Source organism: Mesorhizobium sp. M6A.T.Ce.TU.016.01.1.1 (genome assembly GCF_003997065.1).
Classification (GTDB): Bacteria; Pseudomonadota; Alphaproteobacteria; order Rhizobiales; family Rhizobiaceae; genus Mesorhizobium; species Mesorhizobium mediterraneum.
In genome coordinates, this window is the sequence record NZ_RZTJ01000009.1 from 1 (window position 1) to 25,014 (window position 25,014).

A 25,014-nucleotide genomic window follows, 5' to 3' on the forward strand; every position below is an offset into this window, starting at 1 on the left:
CTCTTGCCGGAGCGCGCACCGCCGATGACCAGCGTCAGCGTCCCGCCGGAAGCAACGCGATCAGGCAAAGCTGTCGCGCAGGCTCGTCGCCGTGCCGGTCAAGCGGCCACGCACCACGCCGACGACGGCGCCGAGCACCAGCCAGAACACCAGATTGGTCAGCGTCACCGCCACCACGAACTGGTGATGCAGACCTTCCGGGATCGGCGACTCGAAATTGTCGGGCTGCGGCGCGCCGACGATATGCGGCGCCACGATCAATGCCACGGCAAGCAGCGCCAGCGGCAGCGACTTGCGGAAGGCAAGCAGGCCGAGACCGGCCGCTGTCGCCACCACTGTCGCCATCCACCAGATCTGGCGCTGGGCGAGATCGGCGGCCGGCATCGCCGGCAGTTCGGGCGGCAGGCCAAGGTTCGGAGCCAGCGTGAACACGGCAAAGCCAGCGAGCCCCCAGAACAGGCCCTGACGCCAATTGCCGATGCCGCCGGCAAACTCCGAAGCGGCGACCAGGATCAGAGCAAAGCCGATGCCGGTAACGACATTGGCAGCGATATTGAAGACGAAACGCTCGAAGCCATCGGCCGGCGCCCAGCCTTCGTCTTCCGGAGCGGCAGCTTCAGCCGGTGCGGCGCTGCTCATAGCAGTCGTGCTCATTGCGTTTTCGGCAGGTGCTATCGGCGCCGCGGCATGGTCATGCGCGTGGCCGCCGCCGGCCTGCTCGTAGACTTCCGCCTTCAGGATGAGCGGCACGGTGGCATAGGCCTGCATGCAGGCGAGGACGACGCCGGCCACAAGCCCTGCGATCGCCGCGATGAACACGACGTTGCGAAACAATGTCATGATGTCAGCCCCTCGTCAGTGGCAGGGAAACGCCATCGAATGGCGATAGTCGTGAGCGGCATTGTGGACCGCATCGATATGCGAGAAGCCGACAAAGCCCATGACGAAAATGCCGAGAAATGCAGCAAGCGCCAGCTGCAAGAAGCGCGACTGCGAGGAGACGGAAGCGCCGAGCGAGACGGAAGCGGTATTCATGTCTTGTCCTTTCGCCCTCCACCCGAGGGCATAGAAGTCAGTTCTCCTGTCGCCGGCAGGTCTCCTGGCTCGCGGATCAGCGCCCTTCCCCACCTTCCCGAAGAAACTCTTCAGTGGCATATGGAGAGGACTACCGCACACAGTTGCGGGGGCAGCCACGGCATTGGGCAAATTTTGCCCTCACCGCATTCCCTCTTGGTTCCAAAGGAACCGACGACGGCTGCGACTATAGGCAGAATCGTAACGCCCGGCAAACCAAATTCCGCCAGCTACCAGCGCGAATGCGCCGTCTTGGCAGGCCAGCCAGCCGGCGCCGTGATTGACAATTTTCGCGGCCGGGTGTCGGCTGGAGCATCACAGGAAGCCGGTCATGCAACCCAGCCCGAGCGAGCACGATCCCTATAACGGTTTGACGCGACTTGAACCGACGCTGCCGTCGTCGGCGTACTGGGACATCGACGCCCATCAGCGCGATCTCGACGCCATCTGGTATCGAAGCTGGCTGCTCGTCTGCCGCGAGGCCGACCTTGCCCAGCCGCTGGCGTTCAGGACATTCCGTGTCGGCACGCAGGAGATCGTCGTGCTGCGCGACGAGACCGGCGAGCTGCGCGCCTTCCATAACACCTGCCGGCATCGCGGCTCGCAGCTCTGCCAGGCGAGCGAAGGACGGCTGAAGGCGCGGCTCATCACCTGTCCCTATCACGCCTGGTCCTATTCGCTGCGTGGCGATCTCGTGCGCGTGCCGTCGAAATCGCTACCTGAAGGCTTCGACAAGGCCGATCATCCGCTCTATCGGGTCGCACTGTCGGTGTGGCGCGGTTTCGTCTTCGTCAATCTCAGGGAAGACGCCGCCGGTTCGGCCGAAACATCCTTCGATCCCGCATCCGGCAATCTCGCCAACTGGCCGCTGGAGACGCTGGTGTCGGGCCATGTGCTGCGCAAGGTGATGGACTGCAACTGGAAGATTTTCTGGGAGAACTTCAACGAGTGCCTGCATTGCCCGGGCGTTCACAAGGACCTGTCTCGGCTGGTGCCGATCTATGGCCGCGGCCTGATGGGGCGGCACGACGACCCGGAATGGGCCCGTTACGCCGACAATGACGCGCCGGAGTTTTCCGGTGGCCTGCGGGCCGGAGCCGAGACCTGGTCGCGCGACGGGCGCGTCCACGGCCCGGCCTTTCCCGAGCTGACGTCCGCCGAGCGTACCGCCGGGCAGACCTATGCCACCAATTTGCCGTCGATGTTCATCGTCGGCCATGTCGATTATGTCCGCACCGTGCGGCTGGTGCCGCTCGGCCCGGAGCAGACCGAACTGACCGCCGAATGGCTTTTTTCGCCCGAAGCGCTCGCCGATCCAACGGCTGATATCGACAACATCGTCGCCTTCGGCAGGCAGGTGCTGGAGGAAGACGCGGATATCTGCGAGGTCAACCAGAAGGGCCTGCGCTCGATGCGCCACGAGGCCGGCGTGCTGATGCCCGAGGAATATGAATTGCATCGCTTCCACAACTGGGTGCGCGAACGCCACAGCGCTTTCACCGACGCCCTGAACATCTGAGAGGTTTGGCCCGCCTTCTTTTGTCCGGGGCAACCGTGATAGTCGTCTTGCAGTGCTGAATCAGATTGCGAGACCATGAGCATCCTTACGCCAGTCGCCCCCGTTCAGGATCAATCGAAGACGAAGCGCATTATCGCCATCGACGTCGCACGCGGCATCGCCTTGCTTGCCATGGCGAGCTACCATTTCACCTGGGATCTCGAATTCTTCGGCTACACCGATCCCGGCCTGACCGCCTTCGGCTGGTGGAAGTTCTACGCGCGCTGCATCGCTTCGACCTTCCTGTTTCTGGTTGGCGTCAGCCTGTTCCTCGCCCATGGCAAACAGATCCGCTGGAACGGCTTCTGGAAACGCTTCGCCATGGTCGCCGGGGCGGCGCTCGCCATATCGGCCGCCACAAGGTTTGCCACGCCCGACAGCTTCATCTTCTTCGGCATCCTGCACGAGATCGCGCTGGCCAGCCTGCTCGGCCTGGCGTTTCTGCGGCTGCCGGCGCTGCTGACGCTTGTCGTCGCGGCTTTCGTCATCACCGCTCCGCTCTATCTCAGGTCCGGGATCTTCGACCATCCGGCCCTGTGGTGGGTCGGCCTGTCGGCAACCAATCCACGCTCCAACGATTATGTCCCGCTGTTGCCGTGGTTCGGCGCCGTGCTTGCGGGCATCGCGGCGGCAAAGCTCAGCTCCGCCTCCGGCATGCTGACGCGGCTGGCGAGCGTCACGCCTGCCCGCTGGACAAATCCGCTGGTCTTTATCGGCCGGCACAGCCTCGCCTTCTATCTGATCCACCAGCCGGTGCTGATCGGCTCGGTCTGGCTGTTTTCGCAGATCATGCCGGCACCGGTCGAAACCAGGCAGGTGACCTTCCTGAAAGAATGCCAGATGTCGTGCGAGCAATCGCGCGACACGGAGTTCTGCTCCAGCTATTGTGTGTGCATGCTCGATACGCTCGAGGGCGAGGCGACGCTTGATCGGCTCTACAGCAACGACCAGGCTGCAGACTGGAAGGCACATCTCGACGAGCTCGCCGGCGCCTGCACAGCCAAAGCCGACAGCACTTTGATGGAGGGAGGAGCACAATGACCGACCATCAGCCTAAACCGGGGCAGCCTAAACCGGGGTTTATACCGTGGCCGCCACTGATCTATCTCGCAGCCATCGCCGTCAGCATCGCGCTTGGCTTGCTCTATCCGCTTCCATGGATCGGCGGCCTTCTAGGCGACATCCTGTTCGCGGCCGGCTGGGTGGCATTGTTCGGCGTCGTCGCACTCTGGTTCACGGCGATCCGCACCATGATCCGGGCAAAGACGACGCTCCACCCAAACGCCGTGCCGGACCACCTGGTCACATCAGGCCCTTTCGCCGTCAGCCGCAACCCGATTTATCTGGCCAACACGCTGCTGCTGATCGGCGTGGCCCTTGTCTCGGGGATTGTATGGTTCCTGCCGCTGGCGATCATCGCGGCCTTCGCAACGCAGAAGATGGCGATCGAAGGCGAGGAGAAAGTCCTGGCGACGAAATTCGGCAAGAAATACCGGGATTACGCGAAAAAGGTGCGGCGCTGGATTTGAGGCGTGCGGCAAAGGCCACTCAAGTGTTGACGCCGAGCTCCACCAGTCGCTCGACGCAGGATTCCTCAGCCTGGTCGAGCTCGGCCAGGGTCTCTTCGAGGTCCCGGCGCTTCTGGCGCAGATCCTCTCGCTTTTCCTCGATGCGCTTGATCATCAGATTGAGTTGACCGACCTCCCCGGGCGGCTCCTTGTACATCTGGATGATTTCGCGGATTTCGTTGATCGAAAAGCCGAGCCTCTTGCCGCGCATGATCTGGCGGATGAGATGCCGGTCCGACGGGCGAAACAGCCGCGTGCGGCCGCGCCGTACCGGCTGCACCAGCCCCTCGTCCTCATAGAAGCGCAGCGTCCGCGTCGAAACATCGAATTCGCGGGTCAGTTCTGTGATCGAATAATATTCCCGCATCATCACTCCAAATGCCCGGAAAGCGGCGCGATCACCCATCATGCGGCGATGCCCTTCATTCACAAAAGCGGCTCGTCCCGTACCGGAATCGATCGGTTGGCTCTCCGTCAAAACTTCGCACGCAACTTACGTAAAAGTCAATTGAAGTGCCTTATCCGGCTCCGGCGCCCAGATGCAGCCACCAGGTTGCAAGGCTAAGGAAGGCGAGGAAACCGATAACGTCGGTAATCATCGTCGTGAAGATTGATGACGAAATCGCCGGATCGGCGCCGAGCCTGTCGAGGAACAGCGGAATCAGAATGCCGCCGAGTGCCGCGGCCAGCATGTTCACGATCATCGCCGCGGCAATGACGAAACCGAGGTCGGGATTGTGAAACCAGAGGCCGGCGACCAGCCCGAGGATCGCCGCAATGACCATGCCATTCAGCAAGCCGACCACAACCTCGCGGCGAATGACGCGACCGGCATTGTAGATATCGAGGTCACGTGTGGCGAGCGCGCGCACGGTCACTGTCATCGTCTGCGTGCCGGCATTGCCGCCCAGCGAGGCGACAATCGGCATCAGTGCGGCAAGTGCGACCATTTCCTCGATCGTCGCGCCGAACATACTGATCACCGAGGCCGAGATGAAGGCCGTCCCGAGGTTGACCAGCAGCCACGGAACGCGCGAGCGCGAGGTCGAGAAAATGCTGTCCGAGAGTTCTTCGTCGCCGACACCACCCATGCGCAGCAGATCCTCCTCTGCTTCCTGCTGGATGACGTCGACGACATCGTCGATCGTCAGCACGCCGACCAGCCGGTCATTCTCGTCGACGACGGCGGCGGAGAGAAGGTCGTATTGCTCGAATTCGCGCGCCGCCTCTTCCTGATCCATCTTGGCCGGAATGGCGTGCCTGGTCTCATGCATGACCTCTTCGACCTTGACCGAACGCTTGGTGCGCAGGATCTGGTCGAGATCGATGGCGCCGAGCAGCTTGAAGCTCGGATCGATGACGAAGATCTGGCTGAAGCGGTCGGGAAGGTTCTGGTCCTCGCGCATGTAGTCGATGGTCTGGCCGATCGTCCAGAACGGCGGCACCGCGACGAACTCCGTCTGCATGCGGCGGCCGGCGGTCTCTTCGGGATAGGCGAGCGAGCGGCGCAGCCTGATCCGCTCGGTGAACGGCAGTTGCGACAGGATTTCGTCCTGGTCTTCCTTTTCGAGATCCTCGAGGATGTAGACCGCGTCGTCGGAATCGAGGTCCTGCACCCCCTGGGCGATCTGCGCGTTGGGCAGATTGTCGACGATGTCGCGGCGTATCGCCTCGTCGACCTCGGTCAGCGCGGAAAAGTCGAAGTCGGCGCCCAACAATTCGACCAGCGCGCGGCGCTGCTCGGGATGAAGCGCCTCGAGCAGATCGCCGAGTTCCGATTGGTGCAGGTCGTCGACTTCACGCTTCAGCGTCAGCGTGTCGCGATCGGCGATCGCTGCGCCGATCTGGGCAAGGAACGACGACAGAATGGCGCCGTCCTCGCCATAGATGTCGGCGTGGCTGTCTTCAGCGGCCCTGGCGCCGGTCGTCTGTTCGTCCTGGCCTTCCACCAGCGCCTCCCGCCATCAGAATTCCGGAAAAGGTGCCTGTCAGGTCTAGAGCATCGAGCCCAAAAGTGGAAACCGGTTTTGGCAAAATCCGATGCCCAAACACAAAGATAGAGCGGCGGCACGTCTAGACTTGAAAGTCCGCCGCTCTATGACGCAACGCGCGGGAATATCAAACGAAAATGCGCCCTGTCCTGCAGGGAGGCGAAGGCTGATGCGACTTGGATTAGCGGACGGGCGATCGTTTACTCCTGATCGTCCGAAGCAGGAACGGATCGATCATCTGGCATTATCGTTCTCTCGTAGGCGCCAAGATGAAACCACGATTGCGCAACAAAACTTAACATCACTTCACGCATGCGGCCACTTTCATCTGAAATGGTGAGAGCATCGGGGGCTTATCGCCTCGCTATACTGGAGCACGCATGTTCGCCAAAATGGACTCTGGAATATTTGCCGGCCGGGCTTCTCTTGCAGCGATGGCCATCCTGTTTTCAACGCATCCGGGAACAGCACTTGCTGCCGACGCCATTGCCGTGAATTCAGACGATTTCCTCCCGCCGCCCGAACCTTCCCGTTTCGGGCGCATCGAGCAAAAACTGGCCGACTGGCATGTTGTCGTAGGCGGCGGCGCGATCATCGTTCCAAAGTACGAGGGCAGCGACGAGTTCAAGATCATGCCGGTGCCCTTTGTCACGGCGACATTCCGCGACGTGGTAACGATCGATCCGACAGGCGCCGACATTGCAATCTATAAACAAGACCGGTTCGCATTCAGCGCGCGGCTTGGTTATGAAATGGACCGCGATGAAGACGATGCCGACCGTCTGCGCGGGCTGGGAGACATCGGCATGGGCGCCACCGTCGGCGGGAAGGCCGCCGTGAATTTCGGCCCGGCTGAAATCTTTGCGCAAGTGGACAAGACCATCGGCGGCAGCGATGGCCTGGTGGGTGAGGTCGGGATCGAGGTCAGCCAGCCGCTGTCCCAATCATTGATGATTGGCGCCCGCGCTTCCGCCGTCTTCGCCGACGAAAATCATATGCAGGCCTATTTCGGCGTCACGCCGGAACAATCGGCTCGCTCTGGGCTGGCGCGCTATGATGCCGGCGCCGGGTTGAAGCGCGCCGATTTTTCGGTCTCCGCCACATATATGCTCAACCAGAACTGGATGGTGCGCGGCGAAGCGGGAATCGGCGTTCTCGTGGGTGACGCCGCCGACAGTCCGATCGTCGTCGAAAAGATCCAGCCTTCAGGCATGCTTCTCGTCGGATATCGGTTCTAACCGCCCACACAGGTTACCAGTCCAGGCAATGGCAAACGTCGCACGGCACCAGGGCGATTTGAACGCCGAGTCCAAATCGACAAGGCAAGTTTGGCGCATCCTCATTGTCGAAGACGATGTCGAGATCGCGCGCATGCTGGGCGAGACGCTCACTGAAAACAGCATGATCGTGGAAATAGCCGAGAGCGGCGTCCGGATGGACGCCGCGCTTCGCAACCAGAAGTTCGATCTCATCGTGCTCGATGTCATGCTCCCCGGTGAAAACGGCCTCAGCATCTGCCGCCGTCTTCGCGCGCAAACGAACGTTCCGATCCTGATGCTGACCGCGCTTGGCGAAGAAATCGACCGTATCTTCGGACTGGAGATCGGCGCTGACGACTACGTGACGAAACCGTTCAGCGCGCGCGAGCTGACGGCCAGGATACGGGCGTTGCTGCGCCGGACGGCCTACGCTCCCGAAGAGCGGGATTGGTCGAAGGCGCTTCTCTTCAACGGCTGGCGCCTCGACCCTATCCGTCGGCAATTGCATGATCCGAGCAATGCGCGGGTTTCGACTACGACGCATGAATTCGACCTGCTGCTCGCCTTCTGCCGCAACGCCGGCCGGGTTCTGTCGCGCGAGGAGCTTCTCGGCGTCACTCATGCCGGGCTCGCCGGACCGATCGAGCGAAGCGTCGACGTCCATGTCAGCCGCATCCGCCAGAAGATCGAAAAGGACGCGCGCGATCCGGTGCTTCTCAAAACTGTTCGGCTGGGTGGCTACATCTTCACCGCGACGGTGGAGGAAGCATGAGGAATTTCATCCGTCGCAGCCTGCCGCAGTCAGTGCGTGGGCAACTTGCGGCAATCATTCTCGTCGCGGTATTTGTGATCCTGTCCACCGGATCGGTCATCGAAAGCTTTACCAGGAATATCGACCTGCCGGTCATCGACGACAGCGTCGTGCGAGCCAGCGTGATTGCCGGCCTGTTGCGCAAAGCACCAGCGACAGCTCGTAACGAGATCCTCGCAGCGACGGCTCGTGCGGGCCTGGATTTCAAGATAATTTCGAAGGAAAAGACCGACAGTATTCCATATTCTTATCTGCAATGGCGAAACATCGAATGGCTTCTTGGGGTCGAAGACAGGCCGATTGACGGGCGATGGCTGACCATCGACGGTCAATCCGCGTTTGTCATCGGCCTGGATCAGCAGACCATCCTGGCTCATTTCGGAGTGCCCGATACCTTACTGACCTCAGACCTCGTCCATTCCTTATTCTACAAGTTTATGGCTTTCATCGCCTTGCCCACCCTGATCTGGCTGTTTGCGGTGTGGGCCGTGACGGATCCATTGAAACGCATCTCGACGGCTGTCGGTTCGGCCGAGATCGAGAATGGCGACGAGCTTTTCGTCGAACGCGGCTCCATCGAAATGGTCGGCCTGGCGCGCGCGCTGAACAGGATGAGAACACGCATCCGGACCATGATCGAAAACCGCACACGCATGTTGCGCAGCGTCAGCCACGATCTGCGCACGCCTTTGACGCGGCTGCGGCTTCGCGCCGAGCGCATGGACGATGGGCTCATCCGAACCGCGATGCTGTCCGATATCCAGCATATTGAAGATCTGGTAGACGAGACCTTGACCTATCTGCGCAACGACGTCTCGACAGAGAAGCTGCAGCGCGCCGACATTGCCAGCGTGCTGCAAACCGTCTGCGCCGAATTTTCGGACGTCGGGTTTCCGGTCTCATATTCCGGGCCGGACCGGCTTCTGGGCTGGTGCAAACCCAATGCATTGGCGCGGGCGATCACCAATCTCTGCGACAACGGCGTCAGGTTCGCCGGCAACGTCACCGTCGCATTGACGCAGACCGATACAGCGGCGCGCATCGCGGTCGTCGATGATGGGCCGGGCATTCCGACACTCGCGCGCGCCCGCGTCTTCGAACCGTTCTTCAAGGAGGACACGTCGCGCGGTGGTACGTCGAAGCATGGCTTCGGTCTGGGTCTGTCGATCGTTGCGGACATCATCCAGGGGCACGGCGGCAAGATCGAATTGCAGGACAACCAGCCAACCGGGCTCGTCGTTACCGTCGATCTGCCGAATGAACCAAATGTCCAGCCGTCATAAGACGGCCCGCCCCGAGAGGACACGGTGTGTTGGACCAGGGCAGCAAAATTGGGTCTCTCAATGTTTGCCGATGGAGGCCGGAATCCCTATATAGTTGAACCTGCGCTCGCTTCGACCGCGGGCGTGCGGAGATCAATCGTAGAGAAGGATACAGATGCCGAACGACAACTCGGATGCGGCGATACCTAGAATTGCTCTTATTTCAACCCATGGCTACGTTGCAGCCAACCCACCACTGGGCGCGGCCGATACCGGCGGACAGGTGGTCTACGTCCTGGAACTGGCCAAAAAGCTGGCCCAATTGGGCTATGCTGTCGATATTTGGACGCGACGATTTGAAGACCAACCTCCTGTCGATGAAGTGGCCGACGGGGTTCGTGTTCTGCGTGTCGCCTGTGGCGGACCCGATTTCATTCCCAAGGAATATCTCCACCGCCACCTTCTCGAATGGTGTGAAAACGCGCTGCGCCTAATTCGCAGGGAAAACCTCTCCTACGACTTCATCAACAGTCACTACTGGGATGCGGGTGTGGCCGGGCAACGACTGTCGGAAGCGCTCACTGTCTCGCACATCCATACGCCGCATTCTCTCGGCTTATGGAAGCAGCGCCAGATGAAGACGGACTACCCGGACAAGGCCGATACATTCGAGGCTGAATTCAATTTCACCGAGCGCATAAAGCACGAGACGATCATCTATCGAAGCTGCGCCATGGTGATTGCAACAACGCCGCCGCAGGTGGACATGCTGGTCGAAGACTACAGCCTAGAGCGCGACCGCGTGCACATGATCCCACCCGGTTACGACGACAACCGGTTCTTCCCCGTCAGCGAGGCGTCTCGCCGGCTGATCCGCCACCGGCTCGGCTTCGAGGGGCGAACGATCCTGGCGCTCGGCCGGCTCGCCACCAATAAGGGCTACGACCTGCTGATCGATGCGTTTTCCGTGGTGGCGCCGCGTGTGCCGGATGCGGTCCTGAGGCTTGCTGTCGGCGGCGAGAACATGGACGAGCAGGAACAAAAGATCCTGAGCCAGCTCAAGGAACAGGTTGAACAGCTAGGCTTGCAGGGTCGTGTCGTCTTCTCGGGCTATGTTGCCGACGAGGACCTGGCCGACACCTATCGGGCAGCGGACGTGTTCGTCCTGTCGAGCCGCTACGAGCCGTTCGGCATGACCGCGATCGAGGCAATGGCCTGCGGAACGCCCACCGTGGTCACGATCCACGGCGGCCTCTATCGCTCGATCAGCTATGGCCGGCACGCGCTCTTCGGTGATCCGTTCGACAAGGAAGACCTCGGCATCACGATCGTCAAGCCCATGAAACACCCGCGCCTCTACGGCCGGCTGGGCCGCATGGGTGCGCACAAGGCGCGCAGCCTGTTCACCTGGACAGGTATCGCGCAGCAGCTTGTCAGCCTTGTCGAAGGACGTCCGGTGTTGAAGGCGGTCGACGATCATGATTGGGACGAGCCGTGGAACGACGGCGATTGAGACCGATCGCGCTTCTATCGAGTGATCTCGACGGGACCCTGGCAGGCCATGCGCCGGCGACGTCACGCTTTCGTTCCAAATGGGAAGCGCTCGACCCCGAGCGCCGACCGGTTCTCGTCTACAATAGCGGTCGTCTGGCCGACGACATTTTGAATTTCGTCGACGAAGTCGGCCTGCCAGCGCCAGACTACGTGATCGGGGGTGTCGGCACGATGCTCGCCGGTCCGCGGCACAGCTCGCGCCCCGCACACCTTACTGATTTGGAGCACTTTACCCAGAGGCTTTCGGAAGGCTGGTCTCTTGAAAAGGTCGATGCGGTGCTCGGATCGCTCAAAGACACCGTCCGGCAGCCCGACGGTTATCAACACGCCTTCAAATCGAGTTGGTACCTGCACGACGCAAGCCCGGACGCCCTTGCCGATATCGAGCGTGCGCTGGTTGAAGCCGGCCTGTCGGTGACGATGGTCTATTCGAGCGGACGCGATCTCGACGTCCTGCCGCGTTCGGCAGACAAGGGGCAGGCGCTGGCCTGGCTCTGCAATGAACTCGGCATCGGCCTTGATGAGGTGGTCGTCGCCGGCGACACCAACAACGATCGCAGTATGTTCGACCTGCCGGGTGCGCGCGGGATTGTCGTCGCCAATGCCTTACCCGAACTGCTTGACATGGCCCGGAACAACCCGCTGATTTACAGCGCGAAGGGACAGTTTGCCTTTGGTGTCGTCGAAGGCCTCGTTCATTGGTCGGTGTTTGAGGACGCCCAATCCTGAACTGGAAATAGGATCTCCTTGTCAGGGTTTGAGCGCCCATACCGTCGCGTGCAGAACGGCACCCGCTTCGGCGATGAGACGTGCGGATTGTATCGGCTCAAAACCGCTGATCCGTTTCGTGCCAGCCCAACGACCGCGATCGGCGAACACCTCGATCGATCCGTAGTCGAGGAATATCCGCAGCCGTTTTGGACGGGCTCCCTTGGCGATATAGTGAGGAGATTCCGCCGCGTCGTCTCCATGACAGATGGCAAGCCCGTCGTCGTCGACGACAACGTCGAGGCGGACAGTTGGATGCTCGAGCTTCAGGTGGAAAGGGACACCCGGTGTTTCCAACTCGAACAGGATTTCGACGGCGCCATTGATAAAGCTTACCTGCTCTCCGGCTGCAAGGCGTGTTCGGTCCAGAATATGGCTCCGCAGGCTCTCGGCAGCTCCGATGGGCGGGGTATGCAACTCGCCTGCAGACAGGTGGATATTGCGAGGCAGCGTCATGGCGGTGGGGAAATCGATCGCCGGTCCGGTGTCGGCCCAGTTGGCAAGCCAGCCTATACCGACAATGGCATCACCGTCGACGAAGGCCTGGAAGGCGTAGTTATCCGTCCCGAAGTCCAGTTCCTGTTCGAATTCCTTGGCAAAAGTCTGTCCATCGAACCAGCCTACAATGGCCATTGTCAGGTTCTTGCGCCGGGTGGACTGGTCCTCACTGTTCATCAACCCGAGAATTAGAACCCAGCGCGTCGCGGGATCGGTCGCAGGCCCGTCGAGCGGCAGCAGACAGGGACATTCGATCGCCGTCGTCCGATAGTGTTTCTCGACCAGAAGCTTGCCGATATACGTCCAGCCGCTGGCCGCCGTATGGTCATGGGTTTCGTAGAGCAGGACAACGCCGCCTTCGCTGCTCTGGCTGCCCAGCAGCATTTTCCAAAGGCCATCCGGCCCCCTGAACACGTATGGGTCGCGAAAATCCGCTGTCAGTCCCTCGTCAAGCGGGCGGTATGGCAGGATGACGTCCGCATTTCCCGCCATGATGAGGTCGCTGGAAGTGGCAGTGAGTTGGATTTGCTGTTCTGGGATGCGGTCCTGTACCTGCTCGGTAAAAAAGACGCGAATGCCCGGGCCATCGGCAAGCGGGACGGCCGAGCCGGAATACGCACCGCCCCGTCTGTCGGGCCGTGCGGTAAGATCTTCCGATGGGAACAGGAAGATAGGCATGTGGCGCCATCGCAAATAATCCGAAGATACGGCGTGCCCCCAATGCATCGTGTTCCACCGAAGACCATGGGAATAGTGCTGATAAAAGAGATGTGGGCGACCTCCAAACCGGCCAAAGCCGTTGGGATCGTTCATCCAGCCGAACGGCGGACGAAAATGATAGCTGTCAGGAATGTTCGGCGGCGCATTTCCCGGATTGGTGTGGATAACTGTAATACCTGTCTCCAGCACGTCGGCCAACGCGAACCAGTAGGCAACCGACACCGAGGTTTGATCCGTGTCGTAATCCAGTTCGACGCTGCCACCGCCGAAGACGTGAAAAATCCTGAATTCATACTCTTCGGCGTTCGTAACGCTTACCTCGCCGAACTTGCCACGGACATTGGAAAAAGACAGCGAGCCCGGAACATCCGGCTTGGTCGCCTTGAGCCAGATATGGAACGTGGCGTTGACTGGCAGGTCGGCATGCAGGCTTCGCATGGTGTCCCCTCCCGCAATCCTTACCTGGACCTGGCTGTCACTCATGAAGATGGCTCCGTTCCGTGCGGCGTTCCCGGACAGATAGAGTATCAAACCCGGTTTTCGACCTGGAAATGCGTTGCAGAAGGTTAAAGCTGGATTTTCACTTTGGCAAAGCCGTCCCGGATCGACAGCCTTCGACTTCAATCGCCGCAGTTCCCGCTTGCGAACAGAGTTACCTCATGACTTCTTCTGACAAGCTCTTCAGAAAGGAACGACACTATCCGTTCTGTCCCTCCGTAAAGCCGCGGCGGGACCAATTCGTCCAGTGGAGCTACCTGAGCAATTCTCTATGCTCATCCTTGCGGCGGATCTGGGCCTTGCCCCCCTGTCCACACCTTTGCCTGAGTGCGACATTCAGGGTTCGCACTTGTAGTAAATGACCGACATCTCAGGAAATTGAGGGTCGAAGCGTTCGAAGTGGGTCTTGTCGATGACACGGAAGGACGCCGAAAAACTGCTGAAAAGGATTGCGTCCGAGCAACTCAGCCGGACCGAATAGTGGTCACCCTTCCGCAGGATTTTCTCGGCCGTGCAGGTGGAGCTGGGCCCGAGAATCCTGCTTCCGGTAACGATGATCCCGGTTGACTGGGATGAACTCCGATCCTTGTATTCAAGCCCTTTTCCTGCCTTCTTGAAGGTATCGTCACACTCCGTTCCGTTCATCGTCCAAGCGCCTTGCAAGGCTTCCATGGAAGCGGCAGCAACGTGACTGGCTCCCACAGCCAGCAAGACGACAGAAGCGATTGTGCCAAGAAACGGTCTCCTGATCATGATCTCACCAGTCCCAACGCATTAAGTTTTCGAATAGAATTCTCGAAGCCGAGTGATCCCGTATCCAAGCGCGGCATTACCTTCAGGAGGGAAAGATCACTTTCCAGTCCTGCTTCATGTCGACGACGATCCAGCGTTCCTTGACCGCTTCGTCCCAGGCTTTGTCGAGCTTTCCGACTGAAGATTTGCGATCGTACGCATATTCACGATCTGCGTCGGTGTGATGCACGATCCCCATGAACCGCGCGCCGCTTCCAGCCGCGGTCCATTGCAACATCTGCAGATCGCCGTCGGAATTTCCGAATGCAAAAATAGGTCTGCGGCCAATGAATTTGTGGATACCGACAGGTTTGCCGGGCCCGTCATCGACGAAATCGATCTTGGCGTCCTTGACCAAGGACGGCTTGCCGTCGGCACCCATTGCGTATTTGGTCATTCCTGATGAGCCCACGACCCGCTCCGGCGGGATGCCGTAGACGGCTTCCATCCAGGGTCGCATGAAATCGATACCACCGCCCGATACCACGAAGACCTTGAAGTCGTTTTGGCGTAGGAACTCGAGCAATTCCAGCATCGGCTGGAAAACAAGTTCCGTATAGGCGCGATGGTAACGGGGATGGCGCGCCGTGCTGGTCCAGTTCAGGACGGAGCGGTCAAATTCATCCGTTGTCATGCCGGCATGCGTCACCGTCATGATTTCGAATATCCCTTGCTCGCCAGTTCGCGCCAGACCTGCCGCGTCGTTTGACAGCACGGATTTGAAGGGCTCCTGCGTCTGCCATTGTGGATGTGCCGGGGCGAGCAGCTTCACCTGGTCCAATGCGAAGGCGAATTGCGAGTAGATCGGCTGTTCGCACCAGAGCGTTCCATCATTGTCAAAAACCGCAACGCGCTCATCCGCCATGACAAAATCCCGGCCGTTAGGCGCCGTGACCCTCGCAACGAAGTCCATGATCGATGTTTTGGCAGGGCCATCATGCCAAGATGAGAGTGGCGTCGTTTGCGCGCGTGCGGAGAGGATGCTGGATGCTGGCAGGCCTGCAGCCAGCATACCGGCGAGCACTGTGCGTCTGTCCATGACTGGTCTCATTTGTGACCCGATCTACGACCGTCAACGAACAACGACTTCGACGTAAACGCCACCCGATCTCGCGTAATAGATGCCCCCGCAGTTGTAGTAGTAATGGCCATAGTAGAGCCCGTAGACGCAGGCCGGCGGCAGCACGGCGATCTGCCGCGCAATGACGCGTCGCGTTGTTCGGCGGGCCGTACGGCGCGCGACTCCAGCATAGGACAGCGGGGTCAACGGACGACCGATCCTGGCTTCGGCCGTTGAAACCGGATTCAGGACCCCGAGGAACGCAAGTTCAGAAACAGGCACGATTTCAGCGCACAGGAACCCACCAAAAATCGATGCGGTCAGGAGTTTGCCAAACCTGGTCATTGCTCATCTCCTTCAGGGCTCGGAACCTCATCGATATGCGCAATTTCGCTCAGGTCGACTTTCTTGGCGTCTGCCGGCGCCTTGAATGTGAAGTCGTTCGCCGCCACCTCGGAGCCGAGTTTCCAGTCCCTGGTCTGAAGCGTGTATTGCGGCGCCTGCGACAGGTGTTTGCTGGTGATGATATAGCGTCGGGGAACCGGTTGCTCGCCCGCCTGGATCCACATCTGCCAGTCGACGTCCTGCGAGCGGAAGGCAAGATATTCGCACTCGACGCCATCGATATAGGCGCTCGAAATGTGCCGGGCGTCGGTGACACCGTCCATAAGTACATTGAAGACGTTCGACGCCAGAATATCGGCTCCGGGCGGATCAATGCCGGCGCTCGAAAGCTGCTCGCCGAGTGCGTCGAGATTACCCTTGATTTCCACTTGGCTATAGACGTTCGGGTTCTTGCCGAGGATCGACAGAGTCGTGCCGTCGAAGACTGTTTCCACATCTGCAAAGCCGCCAATCCTCGACACGTTGATCTTGTCGGGCCTGGCGACCTCCACCTTGCCCGAGCTGGCGAACTGCAGCTTCTCGAAATCGCGCGTGACGACTTCCACGGAGGAGTCGTAGCTGAATGAGAAGGTCTTCTGCTTGGCCATGTAGTCTGACATGGCTTTGAGTATGTCCTTGGCATCGTCGGCCATGGCGTTGCCGATCGGAAGGACAGTCAAGGCGCCGGCGAGGAGCCAGCCGTAAGGACGGGTAAGGCTCCTGGGAATGAGATATCTTGGCATCGCGAACTCCAACGGTTTGGTGTATCGCGCCGGCAAGGACTTCAACCAATGAAGTCGATGACTGCGGCAGATGCGCTGGTTACGAACTGACGAGCCCTCGGAGCGGCCTAAGCAGAGCCTCGAGCACATCTAAAAATCAGAGTAGGAATTGAACTCGCGGGCACAAGACTCGCTTGCCGAACATACCGATACGAAACGGTAACAGCCGGTCCTTCCAGACGATCTAAACGACAGGGGCTCCGTTGGACGCCTACACTGACGACAGTGGTGCCTGGCAGCGGGCCAGTCGGGCCGTCAAAACGCCAAAGTCGCGACCTGCCGTGCGTCAGAAAGACCCGGCTGTAACAGTAAAGTGCTGGCGTGCTCCTCGCGCTGCGACGATGGTTGTTGAAATGTGCTCCCTGCGCCGGCTTCGCATTATTCAAGCGGTGTGACCGGAGTTGCTGTTGTCAGTTCATCCGGTTGAAACCTGTGGCCATGCCTTCGGAACACAACCATGATCGTCGGGGCTTGCTAAGGCTCATGCTGAAGATGCCGGCCTTGCGCGGCACGCTTCAAATCCTCAGCGCGACGAATTCCGATCTGCTCGGCCTGTGTGGCGCGTACGAGGACGCCAGTACAGCCCTTGAGCGATTGAGAAGGGAAAAAGGAAACCCGAACCGCGTCGCAATTGCTGAATACGAAGACCTTTGCACCGAACTGGAAGACGACATCATCCGCATGTGCCAGTGACATCCAGCCCGGCAGCTTCGCGAATGCGGCATGAATGAATGTGTCGCGGTCGCTGTAACTGTAACGTACTTCGCATCCCGGCATTCCGATTCAATTGTGTTGACGCGCCGAAGGCTTCGGACGCGCAGCAGAGGGTCGTGAGTGGGGACGTTCATGAGACGCGTTGGCGCGACGGCTGCCGCGGCTGTTGCACTATCCATTGTAGGAGGGGTTGAGGCCCAGGAGGCCAAGGACACTTCGGGGACGAATCCCGCGGTGCTGACCAGGACCTTGGCTATCTCGAACGAGTATCGATTCCTGCCGGGGGACGAATACTACAATATTACCAACCTTCGCTACACGGAACCATTCTTCGACGGAAAGGCTTCGATTCGTCTCACCCTGCCGCTTGATGCAACCGACCTGACAGGTGACGACGAATTCGGCGTCGGCGACGTCTCGGCGAAGTTCAGCTGGATCCCATATTTGAGCAGGCGGCAGGCGTTCATCCTCAGCACCGAGATTTATGCGCCCACCGCCTCCGAGGATGTGCTTGGCACCGGTCAGTGGGTCGCTGCACCGGGACTGACCTGGGCTTATTTCGCGAGCCCGGAGATCATCATAGCCCCCGCTTACATCCATAGTTTTTCGTTTACCGGCGACAGCGACCGGGCCGACGTCAATCGCGGCGATTTCGACCTCTACGTCGTCTACAAGCCACACGGCAAACGCTGGTGGCTCACTTCGGACCTGACCGCAAGTTACGATTTCGAAGCCAAACAAGCACCCATGTCATGGGAGGTCGCCCTCGGCTTCAATCTTGGCAAGCTGGCAAGCGGCGGGGCCATTAACGGCTACATCAGACCCGGTATCGGTATCGGGGACGCCCGGCCCTACGACTTCAATATAGAGGTTGGCGTTTCGCTGGTCAGTTTTTAGCGCGACCGCTGAGGACCTAGTGCGAGAGGGACAAGATGACCGTATCCACATCACCTGGCTGGCTGATTGCCGCGGCAGCTGTTCTCACGGCGTTCGCTTCCGTGAGTAAAGCAAATGCTACAGAGGCCGTTGCCGGACGGTATGTACCGGGAGCCTTCGCTGGCCCCGGCGCGGGCATTGTGCCGCCTACGCCGGGCGTCGCCTATTGGGCGGTCTCCAACATCTACTACCATGGCGAAGCAAGCGGCGAGGTTCCGTTCGGCGACGGCTCGGTCGCGGTGGGCCTCACCGGTGATACCTATGCCGCCATTCTGGCAGGGGTTTACGTGCCCGAGTTGCACTTGCCGGGAAACTGGACTTACGCTGTCCAGATCGCCGTCCCCCTGGGCAGGACTGGAGCTGAGGCAACAGTTGGCCCGTTTGGGTCGGATCAGCATGTCACCGGGCTAGGCGACATCGCCTTCGCGCCGCTCGTGTTTGGCTGGCACAACGACGCCATGAACACCTGGCTGTCGGCATCACTGATGATCACCGCACCGACCGGCGAATGGAAGGAGGGCGACCTTGCCTTTATCGGCATGAACTACTGGTCTTTCACCCCGGCGATCGGATTTACCTATCTTATCCCGGAACACGGGCTGGACTTCTCCGCCAAATTTGGCGTGGACATCAATACCAAGAACCAGGACACCGATTACTACAGCGGTGCGATGGCCCACCTCGATCTCTCGGTCACCAAGAACGTAACGGAAAGCCTGTCGGTGGGGGCGATTGCGGGCTTCCTGGAGCAGATCGAAGACGATCGGAGCACGTTCGCCGACACCCACGACGGCTTCAAGGGCCGTTCGATCGCGGTCGGCCCGCTGATCAAATACAAAGCCAAGTTCGGAGAGAAAACAGAGGTCGATTTCACCTTGAGATGGGCTCACGAGCTGGAGGTCGAGAATCGCATGAAAGGCGACGCGGTCTTCTTAGACATCTCCGGGAAGTTCTGAGCGGCGGCTGAGGCGGTGCGCTCTGGTCATGGCACAGCCCGCAGTTTCGCGTTGTCATGGAAACGAGGGCTCTGCCTGACGAACAGGGAAGCCAACAGTTCGGCCCTTCCCGCACGTATCGTTACCGTAACGTACTTCGAAACCGCGCGCTGTGACCCAAGAGTGCTGGTCGACTTCGACACTGCCCCGTTCGCAGGATCCTGCAATGAGCGTTGCACCCATCACCGGCAAATCCGGTCCCGATAGCATCTCTGTCGAGCTGTCGTCGCGCCGCACCGGCATGTCGTTCCAGCGAACGCGCATGAGCGCCGACCGCACGCTGATGTCGGTGATCCGCACCGCGCTGTCGCTGATCAGTTTCGGCTTCACCATCTTCCAGGTGTTCCAGAAACTGCGAGACGTTGGCACCTTGGCCCATGCCGCCGCACCACGCAATTTCGGTGTCACGCTGGTGCTGCTGGGCATTTTGATGCTGGTGATCGGCATCATTTACCACGTGCAGTTCATGATTGGGTTGCGCAGGGAACGCAACGACATGCGCGAGGCCGAGCTGATCCATGGCGACAGTGGCTATCCTGTTTCTTTCACCCTGATCACGGCCGTGGTTCTGCTGATTATCGGTCTAATCGCGATCTTCAGCATGGTCTTCAACGTGGGGCCGTTCACCGATGTCGGGGGTAGCTGAATTGCATTGAAACGAGCAAATCGGTCTTCGATGTGGCCGGGCAGAAACAACAGGAGGCAGGAAAGATGGCGAAATCACCAAGGAACGGCAAGCCGAACATCCTCGTCATATGGGGGGATGACATCGGCATTTCGAACCTGAGCTGTTACAGCCGTGGTTTGATGGGATACCAGACACCCAACATCGATCGCCTAGCCAAGGAAGGCATGCTGTTCACCGACAGCTATGGCGAGCAATCTTGCACCGCGGGAAGATCATCATTCATCACGGGCCAGAGCGTGATGCGCACCGGTCTGTCAAAGGTAGGAATTCCTGGTGCGCCGGTCGGCATGAACGAAAGGATCGTGACGATTCCGGCGCTTTTGAAGAACGAGGGCTACACGACCGGCCAGTTCGGCAAGAACCACCTGGGCGATCTAAATCACATGCTGCCCACCAATCACGGCTTCGACGAGTTCTACGGCAATCTCTACCATCTCAATGCCGAGGAAGAGCCGGAGATGTATGATTACTTCCCCAAGGAAGAGTTTGGCGACTTCATCGAAACCGTCAAACCGCGAGGCGTCATCCATAGCTTCGCGACCGACAACGACGATCCAACGGTTCAACCGCGCTGGGGCAAAGTCGGCAAACAGAAGATAGAGGATACCGGACCACTCAACAAAGAACGCATGCTGACTTGCGATGACGACTTTGCCGACAAGGCGAAGGGATTCATCAAGAAGGCCGTGGGTAACGACAAGCCATTCTTTGTCTGGGTCAATTTCACCCACATGCACCTGTTCACGCACACCAAGAAGGAAAGCTTGGGGCAGGCAGGTCGTTGGCAGTCGCCGTACCATGATACGATGATCGATCACGACAAGAACGTCGGCGAGCTGCTAGACTATCTCGACGAACTCGGCATCGCCGACGACACCTTCGTCATGTACTCGACCGACAACGGCCCGCATCGCAATTCGTGGCCGGACGGCGGCATGACCCCATTCCGCAGCGAGAAGAACACGAACTGGGAAGGTGCGTTTCGCATTCCGTTGCTTGTGCGTTACCCCGGCAAGATCAAGCCAGGTTCCGTCTCGAACGAGATCGTCCAGCATCACGACTGGCTGCCGACCTTCCTGGAAATGGCCGGCAACAAGACCGTCGTCGAAGACCTGAAGAAGGGCGTGGAAGCGATCGGCCGTACCTACAAGAACCACATCGACGGCGTCAGCCTCCTGAGCTACCTGACCGGCGAGACGGACAAATCGCCCCGGAAGATGTTCATGTACATCTCGGACGATGGTGACACGCTCGGCATCCGCTACGACAACTGGAAGATCGTCTTCATGGAGCAGCGTTGCAAAGGCACCATGGCCGTGTGGGGAGAGCCGTTCACGCCGCTGCGCGTTGCCAAGCTGTTCAATCTCCGAACCGATCCCTATGAGTTCGCGGACGTCACCTCCAACTCATACTACGACTGGTTCCTCCATCATGATTTCATCATCTATGGAGCGATCGCTCTGATGATGAAGTTCAACGAGACGTTCGTCGAATTTCCGAAGATCCAGAAGCCGAACACCTTCACGGCGGATCAAGCGGTCGACAAACTGCACGCGACGGTATCGGGCGGCTAGTCGAAACGGCGCGGCGGCGGAAAGTACCGCCGCCTGCTGCCCCCGCGCAGAGACTGACGTCCATCGAAGCGATTGCGGAAACAGGAGGATGTGGTGTCATTCAAACAGTTGCTTGCAAGCGCATTAGTCATCGGATTTCAGAGTCCCTGGTCTGGTCCTCGCACAGCGAAAACGGCTTGGACCCCTGACGAACTTGCCGAGCGCACCATCGAGCGCCGTGCTGTCGAGGCCGGCGCGCAGGCAATGGCCAGAATCACTGTCTAGAATTGGGAGGAAAAGGATGGCCCGTCAGACTGTTGCACTGGCGACAGCCCCGGTGAACTCATCTGAACCGGACGCTGCTGGGCTGAATCCACAGCCTTTGCCGCCATCACCGAACTGGGCTGCCGCAATGCCCTCTGGCCCTGACGCGAGGGTGAAGATCACGGAGCAATACGCGCGAACCGTCGCGCGGGATGCTTTTCTCTGGGCGTGGCCGCTGGTCAATGTCATGAACCGCCGCGCGATAAACGCCAAGGTCCCGCAGCCGGTGATCTCAGGCGGCGCTCCGGCCGCGCCGCTCAACCGGCTATCGATGATTACCGAATACATTGCACCCGACGAGCGTCTGGTGGCCTGCCCGAACCAGGATGTCGTGTACGGGGGCGGACCGCTGGCGCTCGACCTTTCGCCGGTGGTCATACAGGTGCCGGACTTCGACAATCGCTTCTGGGTTTATCAGATCGTCGATTCACGAACCGACAGTTTCGCAAGCCTGGGCAAGATGTACGCGAGTCGGCCCGGCTTCTACTTGTTCGTCGGCCCGGGCTGGCAGGGTGAGATACCCAAGGGCATCGCGAAGGTGTTTCGATCCACCACGACGACCGGCTACGTGATTCCCCGCGTCTTCATGGACGACACTGCCGAGGACCGGGCGGCCATCCAGCCGGTGATCAACCAGATAAATATGTATCCGCTCGGCGAATTCGACGGCAGCATGAAGACCGTCGACTGGAAGAACATTCCCCAGGTCGCAGGGGAGGGTGGCGACAAGGAGACGCCCTGGGTGCCGCCGGCAACCTTCTTCGACACCTTGCCGAGTGCGCTCGCCGATGCTCCTCCGCTTGCCGGCGAGGAATCGCGCTACGCACAGGTCCTCGCGCTGCTTCGGGCCGCAAAGTCCGATGCTGCCCTGCGCAAGGCAATGGATGAGGAAGTGGCCAAGGCCGACGCCGAGCTGATCGCTCCCCTCTTCGAGTTCCGCAACTGGGGGGTTCAGCTTCCGTTCAATTGGTCGACGACATCCAACAACGCCGCCTTCGGCACGGACTATTTCACTCGTACGGCGGTCGCGAAATCCAACATCTTCGTCAATGCGCCGAACGAGACGAAATACTTCTACCAGGACCTCGATGCGGGCGGTGCGCGTCTGAACGGTAGCAAAAGGTATGTTGTAACTTTCCCAAAGGATCAAACACCGCCCGTCAACGGCTTTTGGTCGCTGACGCTCTACAACGCGCACCATTTCTTCGCGCCAAACGTCATCAAACGATATTCGGTCGGCACCAAGAACACGGATCTCAAGCTTGCCGCCGATGGTTCGCTGACGATCTACGTGCAGTCCGATACGTCCACGGACCCGGTGCAACGGACCAACTGGCTGCCGGCGCCCAAGGGCGACTTCTCGCTCTATCTGCGCGCCTATTGGCCGAAGACCCCGATTATCGACGGCTCATGGGCGCCGCCTCCAGTGCAGAAGACTGGCTGATTAAAACGCGGGCCGAATTCGCTGCGCGCTGCAGCGCAACCAACGGAGCGCAATTATGAAAGAAGCAATTTCAGATCAGGCCATCAGCGATGCATACATCTACCTGCTTGGCCGCTTATTGGTTACACGTCAGCAGCAGCTCGATTTCAAGCAAGGATTCAAATGGAACGAGTTGGTCCATCGCAAGCCAGGCGAAGTGGACTGGCCCAATCCCAATCTTGATGTCGCCTACTCCGAGGCATGGGTCGCGGCTGACGAAAACAGTTGCACGATGGTCAGCGTGCCGAAGATCGAGGGCCGCTACTATACGGTCCACTTCTTGAACGGCTGGGGCGAGACGATCGCCAACATCAACGAGCGCCTCTTTCCCAAGCGGCCGTTCGGCGAGTTCGCCATTTGCTTCAGGGGCACCAACGTTGAGGTTCCTGCGGGGGCTACTCGCATCGATCTGCCGGTGAAGTACTCTCGCGTACTTGCGCGGGTCGAGCTCGGCTCCGATCCGGACACCGCCATCGCTCTGCAACACCAATTCAAGTTTCGGGCGACAGGCACTCCAAAACTTCCCGAGATTCCAAAGACCCCTTTATTCGAGCTGGAGGCGGCACTAGGCGTCGAGGCCTTCGAGGCCGCCGACATCGCCCTCGACAGCGAACCAGATCTCAGCGTCGGGCTCGAGGTGTTAGGCCAGAACGCCCGCGCCATCGCCAAGGCAGTCAAGGACCCTGCCGAACGCGTCCGTATCGATCACGTCATCCGCACCCGCGCCCTCGCCGATTTCGGAAAAGCCGGGGCGATAATCGGCCATGGAACTATGGGCAATGGTTGGGCGCGTCCCGGTGTGGTCGGAGAATACGGCCTTGACTATCTGGCGCGGGCCTTGATCAATCATGGCGGCATCTGGGCCAACATCAAACCCGAGGTTCTCTACTATCGCGGAAGCGTGGATCAGGCCGGAGCCGAACTGTCCGGTGACAACGTCTACACATTGACGTTTCCCAAGGACGGGTTGCCCGCGCAGTACGCGACATTCTTCTGGTCAGTCATCGCAGTGGACAGCCAGCGTTTCCGGGTGCTTCCCAACCCGCTCAACAAGTTTCTGATCAACAATCAATCCGGAGTGAAATGCGGCCAGGACGGCTCGCTGACGCTCTATTTCGCCGATCAGAAGCCGGCCGACGCGCCCGACAGCAACTGGCTGCCGACGCCAAAGGGCCAGAAGTATCGTCTGACGTTCAGGTTCTACCGGCCGACCGAGGGCGTCGCGAACGGCACTTACCATCTGCCGCCGGTCATCAAACGATGAGGAGCAGATGGATGCTCCGCGTTCGCCAGCGTGCAATGCCAACTGGAGCGAGTTCGCGCCCTCGATGGCTCGATGCCTGCTGGATAACCTTCCATGATTGCGCCAGTTGAGGGCACGTAAACAAATGGCCGGCGAGCACATCAAGGCGATGAAAGAAGCCATCGATAGCCTCCGCCACGCGGAATGCGATGCGCTTCAAAAGATTACCGCCGAGAACAATCCGAACACGCGTGCGCAGTTCCGAGAGATTCACGACACGCTGAAGACAATGCGAACCGCACTCAAAGCAGAGACCAGCCTGATAGCGCGGCTGTTAAAACTGATTGCCTTTTTCCGGGGTGAAAGCCGCGTTCATCGTAGCCGGCGGCGCCAACCGGATCGGATGGAGTCTTGCCCTGTCCGGGCTTTGTTACTGTTACGTACTGTGCATTCTGACCTTCCGGTTCATTGTGCGGAAAGCCGGTCCAAGCTTGGGTAG

The 25,014-nt window shown here is 59.7% G+C and carries 25 protein-coding genes, 1 pseudogene and 1 riboswitch; of the genes and pseudogenes, 16 read left to right on the forward strand and 10 right to left on the reverse strand.

Features of this window, described 5'->3' with window-relative positions:
* Positions 1–60: 60 nt before the first annotated feature.
* Positions 61–840 carry a CbtA family protein gene (locus EOC94_RS17705; RefSeq protein WP_095483470.1) on the reverse strand — a complete coding sequence of 260 codons (780 nt, stop codon included), beginning with the start codon at positions 838–840 and terminating at the stop codon, positions 61–63.
* A 15-nt stretch (positions 841–855) separates the two neighbouring features.
* Entirely contained in the window at positions 856–1,035 is a 180-nt protein-coding gene (locus EOC94_RS17710; protein WP_095483469.1) for a CbtB domain-containing protein, read from the reverse strand.
* A 36-nt stretch (positions 1,036–1,071) separates the two neighbouring features.
* Positions 1,072–1,265: riboswitch (cobalamin riboswitch) on the reverse strand.
* Positions 1,266–1,405: 140 nt separating this feature from the next.
* Between EOC94_RS17710 and EOC94_RS17715 the strand changes: the two genes are divergently transcribed.
* The 3 genes from EOC94_RS17715 to EOC94_RS17725 all read left to right on the forward strand — a co-directional run bounded on the left by EOC94_RS17715 (position 1,406) and on the right by EOC94_RS17725 (position 4,161).
* A complete protein-coding gene (locus EOC94_RS17715) occupies positions 1,406–2,593 on the forward strand; it encodes an aromatic ring-hydroxylating dioxygenase subunit alpha (protein WP_127204838.1) in 1,188 nt (395 codons plus the stop codon).
* Positions 2,594–2,668: 75 nt separating this feature from the next.
* Entirely contained in the window at positions 2,669–3,673 is a 1,005-nt protein-coding gene (locus EOC94_RS17720; protein WP_127204837.1) for a DUF1624 domain-containing protein, read from the forward strand.
* Positions 3,670–4,161, forward strand: a complete 492-nt coding sequence (locus EOC94_RS17725) for an isoprenylcysteine carboxylmethyltransferase family protein (RefSeq protein ID WP_095483466.1) — start codon at positions 3,670–3,672, stop codon at positions 4,159–4,161. The genes EOC94_RS17720 and EOC94_RS17725 overlap by 4 nt, the downstream gene beginning before the upstream one ends.
* A 19-nt stretch (positions 4,162–4,180) precedes the next feature.
* On the opposite strand, the gene EOC94_RS17730 is transcribed toward EOC94_RS17725, so the two are convergent.
* Positions 4,181–4,567 (reverse strand): MerR family DNA-binding transcriptional regulator, encoded by a 387-nt coding sequence (locus EOC94_RS17730; protein ID WP_023685221.1) that lies wholly within the window; start codon positions 4,565–4,567, stop codon positions 4,181–4,183.
* A 151-nt stretch (positions 4,568–4,718) separates the two neighbouring features.
* Positions 4,719–6,149 carry a magnesium transporter gene (mgtE, locus tag EOC94_RS17735; RefSeq protein WP_126106078.1) on the reverse strand — a complete coding sequence of 477 codons (1,431 nt, stop codon included), beginning with the start codon at positions 6,147–6,149 and terminating at the stop codon, positions 4,719–4,721.
* Between the two features lie 422 nt (positions 6,150–6,571).
* Between mgtE and EOC94_RS17740 the strand changes: the two genes are divergently transcribed.
* The 5 genes from EOC94_RS17740 to EOC94_RS17760 all read left to right on the forward strand — a co-directional run bounded on the left by EOC94_RS17740 (position 6,572) and on the right by EOC94_RS17760 (position 11,806).
* On the forward strand, positions 6,572–7,429 hold the full coding sequence (locus EOC94_RS17740; RefSeq protein ID WP_127292190.1) for a MipA/OmpV family protein: 858 nt from the start codon (positions 6,572–6,574) through the stop codon (positions 7,427–7,429).
* A 28-nt stretch (positions 7,430–7,457) separates the two neighbouring features.
* The gene (locus EOC94_RS17745; RefSeq protein ID WP_164547177.1) at positions 7,458–8,222 is read left to right on the forward strand and encodes a response regulator transcription factor; all 765 of its coding nucleotides are present in this window, start codon (positions 7,458–7,460) and stop codon (positions 8,220–8,222) included.
* The gene (locus tag EOC94_RS17750) at positions 8,219–9,544 is read left to right on the forward strand and encodes an ATP-binding protein (protein WP_126106076.1); all 1,326 of its coding nucleotides are present in this window, start codon (positions 8,219–8,221) and stop codon (positions 9,542–9,544) included. Before EOC94_RS17745 ends, EOC94_RS17750 begins: the two co-directional genes overlap by 4 nt.
* 154 nt (positions 9,545–9,698) lie before the next feature.
* Positions 9,699–11,036, forward strand: coding sequence for a glycosyltransferase family 1 protein (locus tag EOC94_RS17755; protein WP_127292193.1), 1,338 nt, complete (start codon positions 9,699–9,701; stop codon positions 11,034–11,036).
* Positions 11,033–11,806, forward strand: a complete 774-nt coding sequence (locus EOC94_RS17760) for an HAD-IIB family hydrolase (RefSeq protein ID WP_127292197.1) — start codon at positions 11,033–11,035, stop codon at positions 11,804–11,806. Before EOC94_RS17755 ends, EOC94_RS17760 begins: the two co-directional genes overlap by 4 nt.
* Before the next feature lie 21 nt (positions 11,807–11,827).
* Here the strand turns inward: EOC94_RS17760 and EOC94_RS17765 are convergent, their stop codons facing one another.
* The 6 genes and pseudogenes from EOC94_RS17765 to EOC94_RS17790 form a co-directional block, all read right to left on the reverse strand.
* Positions 11,828–13,546 carry a GH32 C-terminal domain-containing protein gene (locus EOC94_RS17765; protein WP_185928272.1) on the reverse strand — a complete coding sequence of 573 codons (1,719 nt, stop codon included), beginning with the start codon at positions 13,544–13,546 and terminating at the stop codon, positions 11,828–11,830.
* 149 nt (positions 13,547–13,695) lie between these two features.
* Positions 13,696–13,827: pseudogene (locus EOC94_RS34595) on the reverse strand (glycosyltransferase family 4 protein); the annotation flags it as partial.
* Positions 13,828–13,897: 70 nt separating this feature from the next.
* Complete coding sequence (locus EOC94_RS17775; RefSeq protein ID WP_127292200.1) at positions 13,898–14,314, reverse strand: hypothetical protein; 417 nt, start codon at positions 14,312–14,314, stop codon at positions 13,898–13,900.
* An 82-nt stretch (positions 14,315–14,396) separates the two neighbouring features.
* Complete coding sequence (locus EOC94_RS17780) at positions 14,397–15,404, reverse strand: HAD family hydrolase (RefSeq protein ID WP_127292203.1); 1,008 nt, start codon at positions 15,402–15,404, stop codon at positions 14,397–14,399.
* A gap of 21 nt (positions 15,405–15,425) precedes the next feature.
* A complete protein-coding gene (locus tag EOC94_RS17785; protein ID WP_127292206.1) occupies positions 15,426–15,758 on the reverse strand; it encodes a hypothetical protein in 333 nt (110 codons plus the stop codon).
* Positions 15,755–16,540: a DUF2092 domain-containing protein gene (locus tag EOC94_RS17790; protein WP_127292209.1), complete on the reverse strand. Its 786-nt coding sequence runs from the start codon at positions 16,538–16,540 to the stop codon at positions 15,755–15,757. The genes EOC94_RS17785 and EOC94_RS17790 overlap by 4 nt, the downstream gene beginning before the upstream one ends.
* Before the next feature lie 522 nt (positions 16,541–17,062).
* Between EOC94_RS17790 and EOC94_RS17795 the strand changes: the two genes are divergently transcribed.
* The 8 genes from EOC94_RS17795 (at position 17,063) to EOC94_RS17830 (ending at position 25,014) form a co-directional block, all read left to right on the forward strand.
* Positions 17,063–17,272 carry a hypothetical protein gene (locus EOC94_RS17795; RefSeq protein ID WP_245465596.1) on the forward strand — a complete coding sequence of 70 codons (210 nt, stop codon included), beginning with the start codon at positions 17,063–17,065 and terminating at the stop codon, positions 17,270–17,272.
* Positions 17,273–17,425: 153 nt separating this feature from the next.
* Positions 17,426–18,190: a hypothetical protein gene (locus EOC94_RS17800; RefSeq protein WP_127292215.1), complete on the forward strand. Its 765-nt coding sequence runs from the start codon at positions 17,426–17,428 to the stop codon at positions 18,188–18,190.
* 35 nt (positions 18,191–18,225) lie between these two features.
* Positions 18,226–19,185 carry a transporter gene (locus EOC94_RS17805; RefSeq protein WP_127292218.1) on the forward strand — a complete coding sequence of 320 codons (960 nt, stop codon included), beginning with the start codon at positions 18,226–18,228 and terminating at the stop codon, positions 19,183–19,185.
* Positions 19,186–19,390: 205 nt separating this feature from the next.
* On the forward strand, positions 19,391–19,870 hold the full coding sequence (locus EOC94_RS17810; protein WP_245465597.1) for a DUF202 domain-containing protein: 480 nt from the start codon (positions 19,391–19,393) through the stop codon (positions 19,868–19,870).
* 65 nt (positions 19,871–19,935) lie between these two features.
* Positions 19,936–21,486 carry an arylsulfatase gene (locus EOC94_RS17815; RefSeq protein WP_127292220.1) on the forward strand — a complete coding sequence of 517 codons (1,551 nt, stop codon included), beginning with the start codon at positions 19,936–19,938 and terminating at the stop codon, positions 21,484–21,486.
* 391 nt (positions 21,487–21,877) lie between these two features.
* Positions 21,878–23,233 carry a DUF1254 domain-containing protein gene (locus tag EOC94_RS17820; RefSeq protein WP_127292223.1) on the forward strand — a complete coding sequence of 452 codons (1,356 nt, stop codon included), beginning with the start codon at positions 21,878–21,880 and terminating at the stop codon, positions 23,231–23,233.
* 55 nt (positions 23,234–23,288) lie between these two features.
* Entirely contained in the window at positions 23,289–24,536 is a 1,248-nt protein-coding gene (locus EOC94_RS17825; protein WP_127292226.1) for a DUF1214 domain-containing protein, read from the forward strand.
* 124 nt (positions 24,537–24,660) lie between these two features.
* Entirely contained in the window at positions 24,661–25,014 is a 354-nt protein-coding gene (locus EOC94_RS17830; RefSeq protein ID WP_127292229.1) for a hypothetical protein, read from the forward strand.

Bases quoted from the DNA above. Each gene is read 5' to 3' on its own strand.
- EOC94_RS17765 (WP_185928272.1), bottom strand. From the start codon at position 13,546: ATGAGTGACAGCCAGGTCCAGGTAAGGATTGCGGGAGGGGACACCATG.
- EOC94_RS17830 (WP_127292229.1), top strand. From the start codon at position 24,661: ATGGCCGGCGAGCACATCAAGGCGATGAAAGAAGCCATCGATAGCCTC.
- EOC94_RS17745 (WP_164547177.1), top strand. From the start codon at position 7,458: ATGGCAAACGTCGCACGGCACCAGGGCGATTTGAACGCCGAGTCCAAA.
- EOC94_RS17705 (WP_095483470.1), bottom strand. From the start codon at position 840: ATGACATTGTTTCGCAACGTCGTGTTCATCGCGGCGATCGCAGGGCTT.
- EOC94_RS17750 (WP_126106076.1), top strand. From the start codon at position 8,219: ATGAGGAATTTCATCCGTCGCAGCCTGCCGCAGTCAGTGCGTGGGCAA.
- EOC94_RS17740 (WP_127292190.1), top strand. From the start codon at position 6,572: ATGTTCGCCAAAATGGACTCTGGAATATTTGCCGGCCGGGCTTCTCTT.
- EOC94_RS17780 (WP_127292203.1), bottom strand. From the start codon at position 15,404: ATGAGACCAGTCATGGACAGACGCACAGTGCTCGCCGGTATGCTGGCT.
- EOC94_RS17805 (WP_127292218.1), top strand. From the start codon at position 18,226: ATGACCGTATCCACATCACCTGGCTGGCTGATTGCCGCGGCAGCTGTT.
- EOC94_RS17715 (WP_127204838.1), top strand. From the start codon at position 1,406: ATGCAACCCAGCCCGAGCGAGCACGATCCCTATAACGGTTTGACGCGA.
- EOC94_RS17785 (WP_127292206.1), bottom strand. From the start codon at position 15,758: ATGACCAGGTTTGGCAAACTCCTGACCGCATCGATTTTTGGTGGGTTC.
- EOC94_RS17790 (WP_127292209.1), bottom strand. From the start codon at position 16,540: ATGCCAAGATATCTCATTCCCAGGAGCCTTACCCGTCCTTACGGCTGG.
- EOC94_RS17755 (WP_127292193.1), top strand. From the start codon at position 9,699: ATGCCGAACGACAACTCGGATGCGGCGATACCTAGAATTGCTCTTATT.
- EOC94_RS17815 (WP_127292220.1), top strand. From the start codon at position 19,936: ATGGCGAAATCACCAAGGAACGGCAAGCCGAACATCCTCGTCATATGG.
- EOC94_RS17775 (WP_127292200.1), bottom strand. From the start codon at position 14,314: ATGATCAGGAGACCGTTTCTTGGCACAATCGCTTCTGTCGTCTTGCTG.
- EOC94_RS17800 (WP_127292215.1), top strand. From the start codon at position 17,426: ATGAGACGCGTTGGCGCGACGGCTGCCGCGGCTGTTGCACTATCCATT.
- EOC94_RS17820 (WP_127292223.1), top strand. From the start codon at position 21,878: ATGCCCTCTGGCCCTGACGCGAGGGTGAAGATCACGGAGCAATACGCG.
- EOC94_RS17710 (WP_095483469.1), bottom strand. From the start codon at position 1,035: ATGAATACCGCTTCCGTCTCGCTCGGCGCTTCCGTCTCCTCGCAGTCG.
- EOC94_RS17725 (WP_095483466.1), top strand. From the start codon at position 3,670: ATGACCGACCATCAGCCTAAACCGGGGCAGCCTAAACCGGGGTTTATA.
- EOC94_RS17795 (WP_245465596.1), top strand. From the start codon at position 17,063: ATGCTGAAGATGCCGGCCTTGCGCGGCACGCTTCAAATCCTCAGCGCG.
- EOC94_RS17825 (WP_127292226.1), top strand. From the start codon at position 23,289: ATGAAAGAAGCAATTTCAGATCAGGCCATCAGCGATGCATACATCTAC.
- EOC94_RS17720 (WP_127204837.1), top strand. From the start codon at position 2,669: ATGAGCATCCTTACGCCAGTCGCCCCCGTTCAGGATCAATCGAAGACG.
- EOC94_RS17810 (WP_245465597.1), top strand. From the start codon at position 19,391: ATGAGCGTTGCACCCATCACCGGCAAATCCGGTCCCGATAGCATCTCT.
- EOC94_RS17730 (WP_023685221.1), bottom strand. From the start codon at position 4,567: ATGCGGGAATATTATTCGATCACAGAACTGACCCGCGAATTCGATGTT.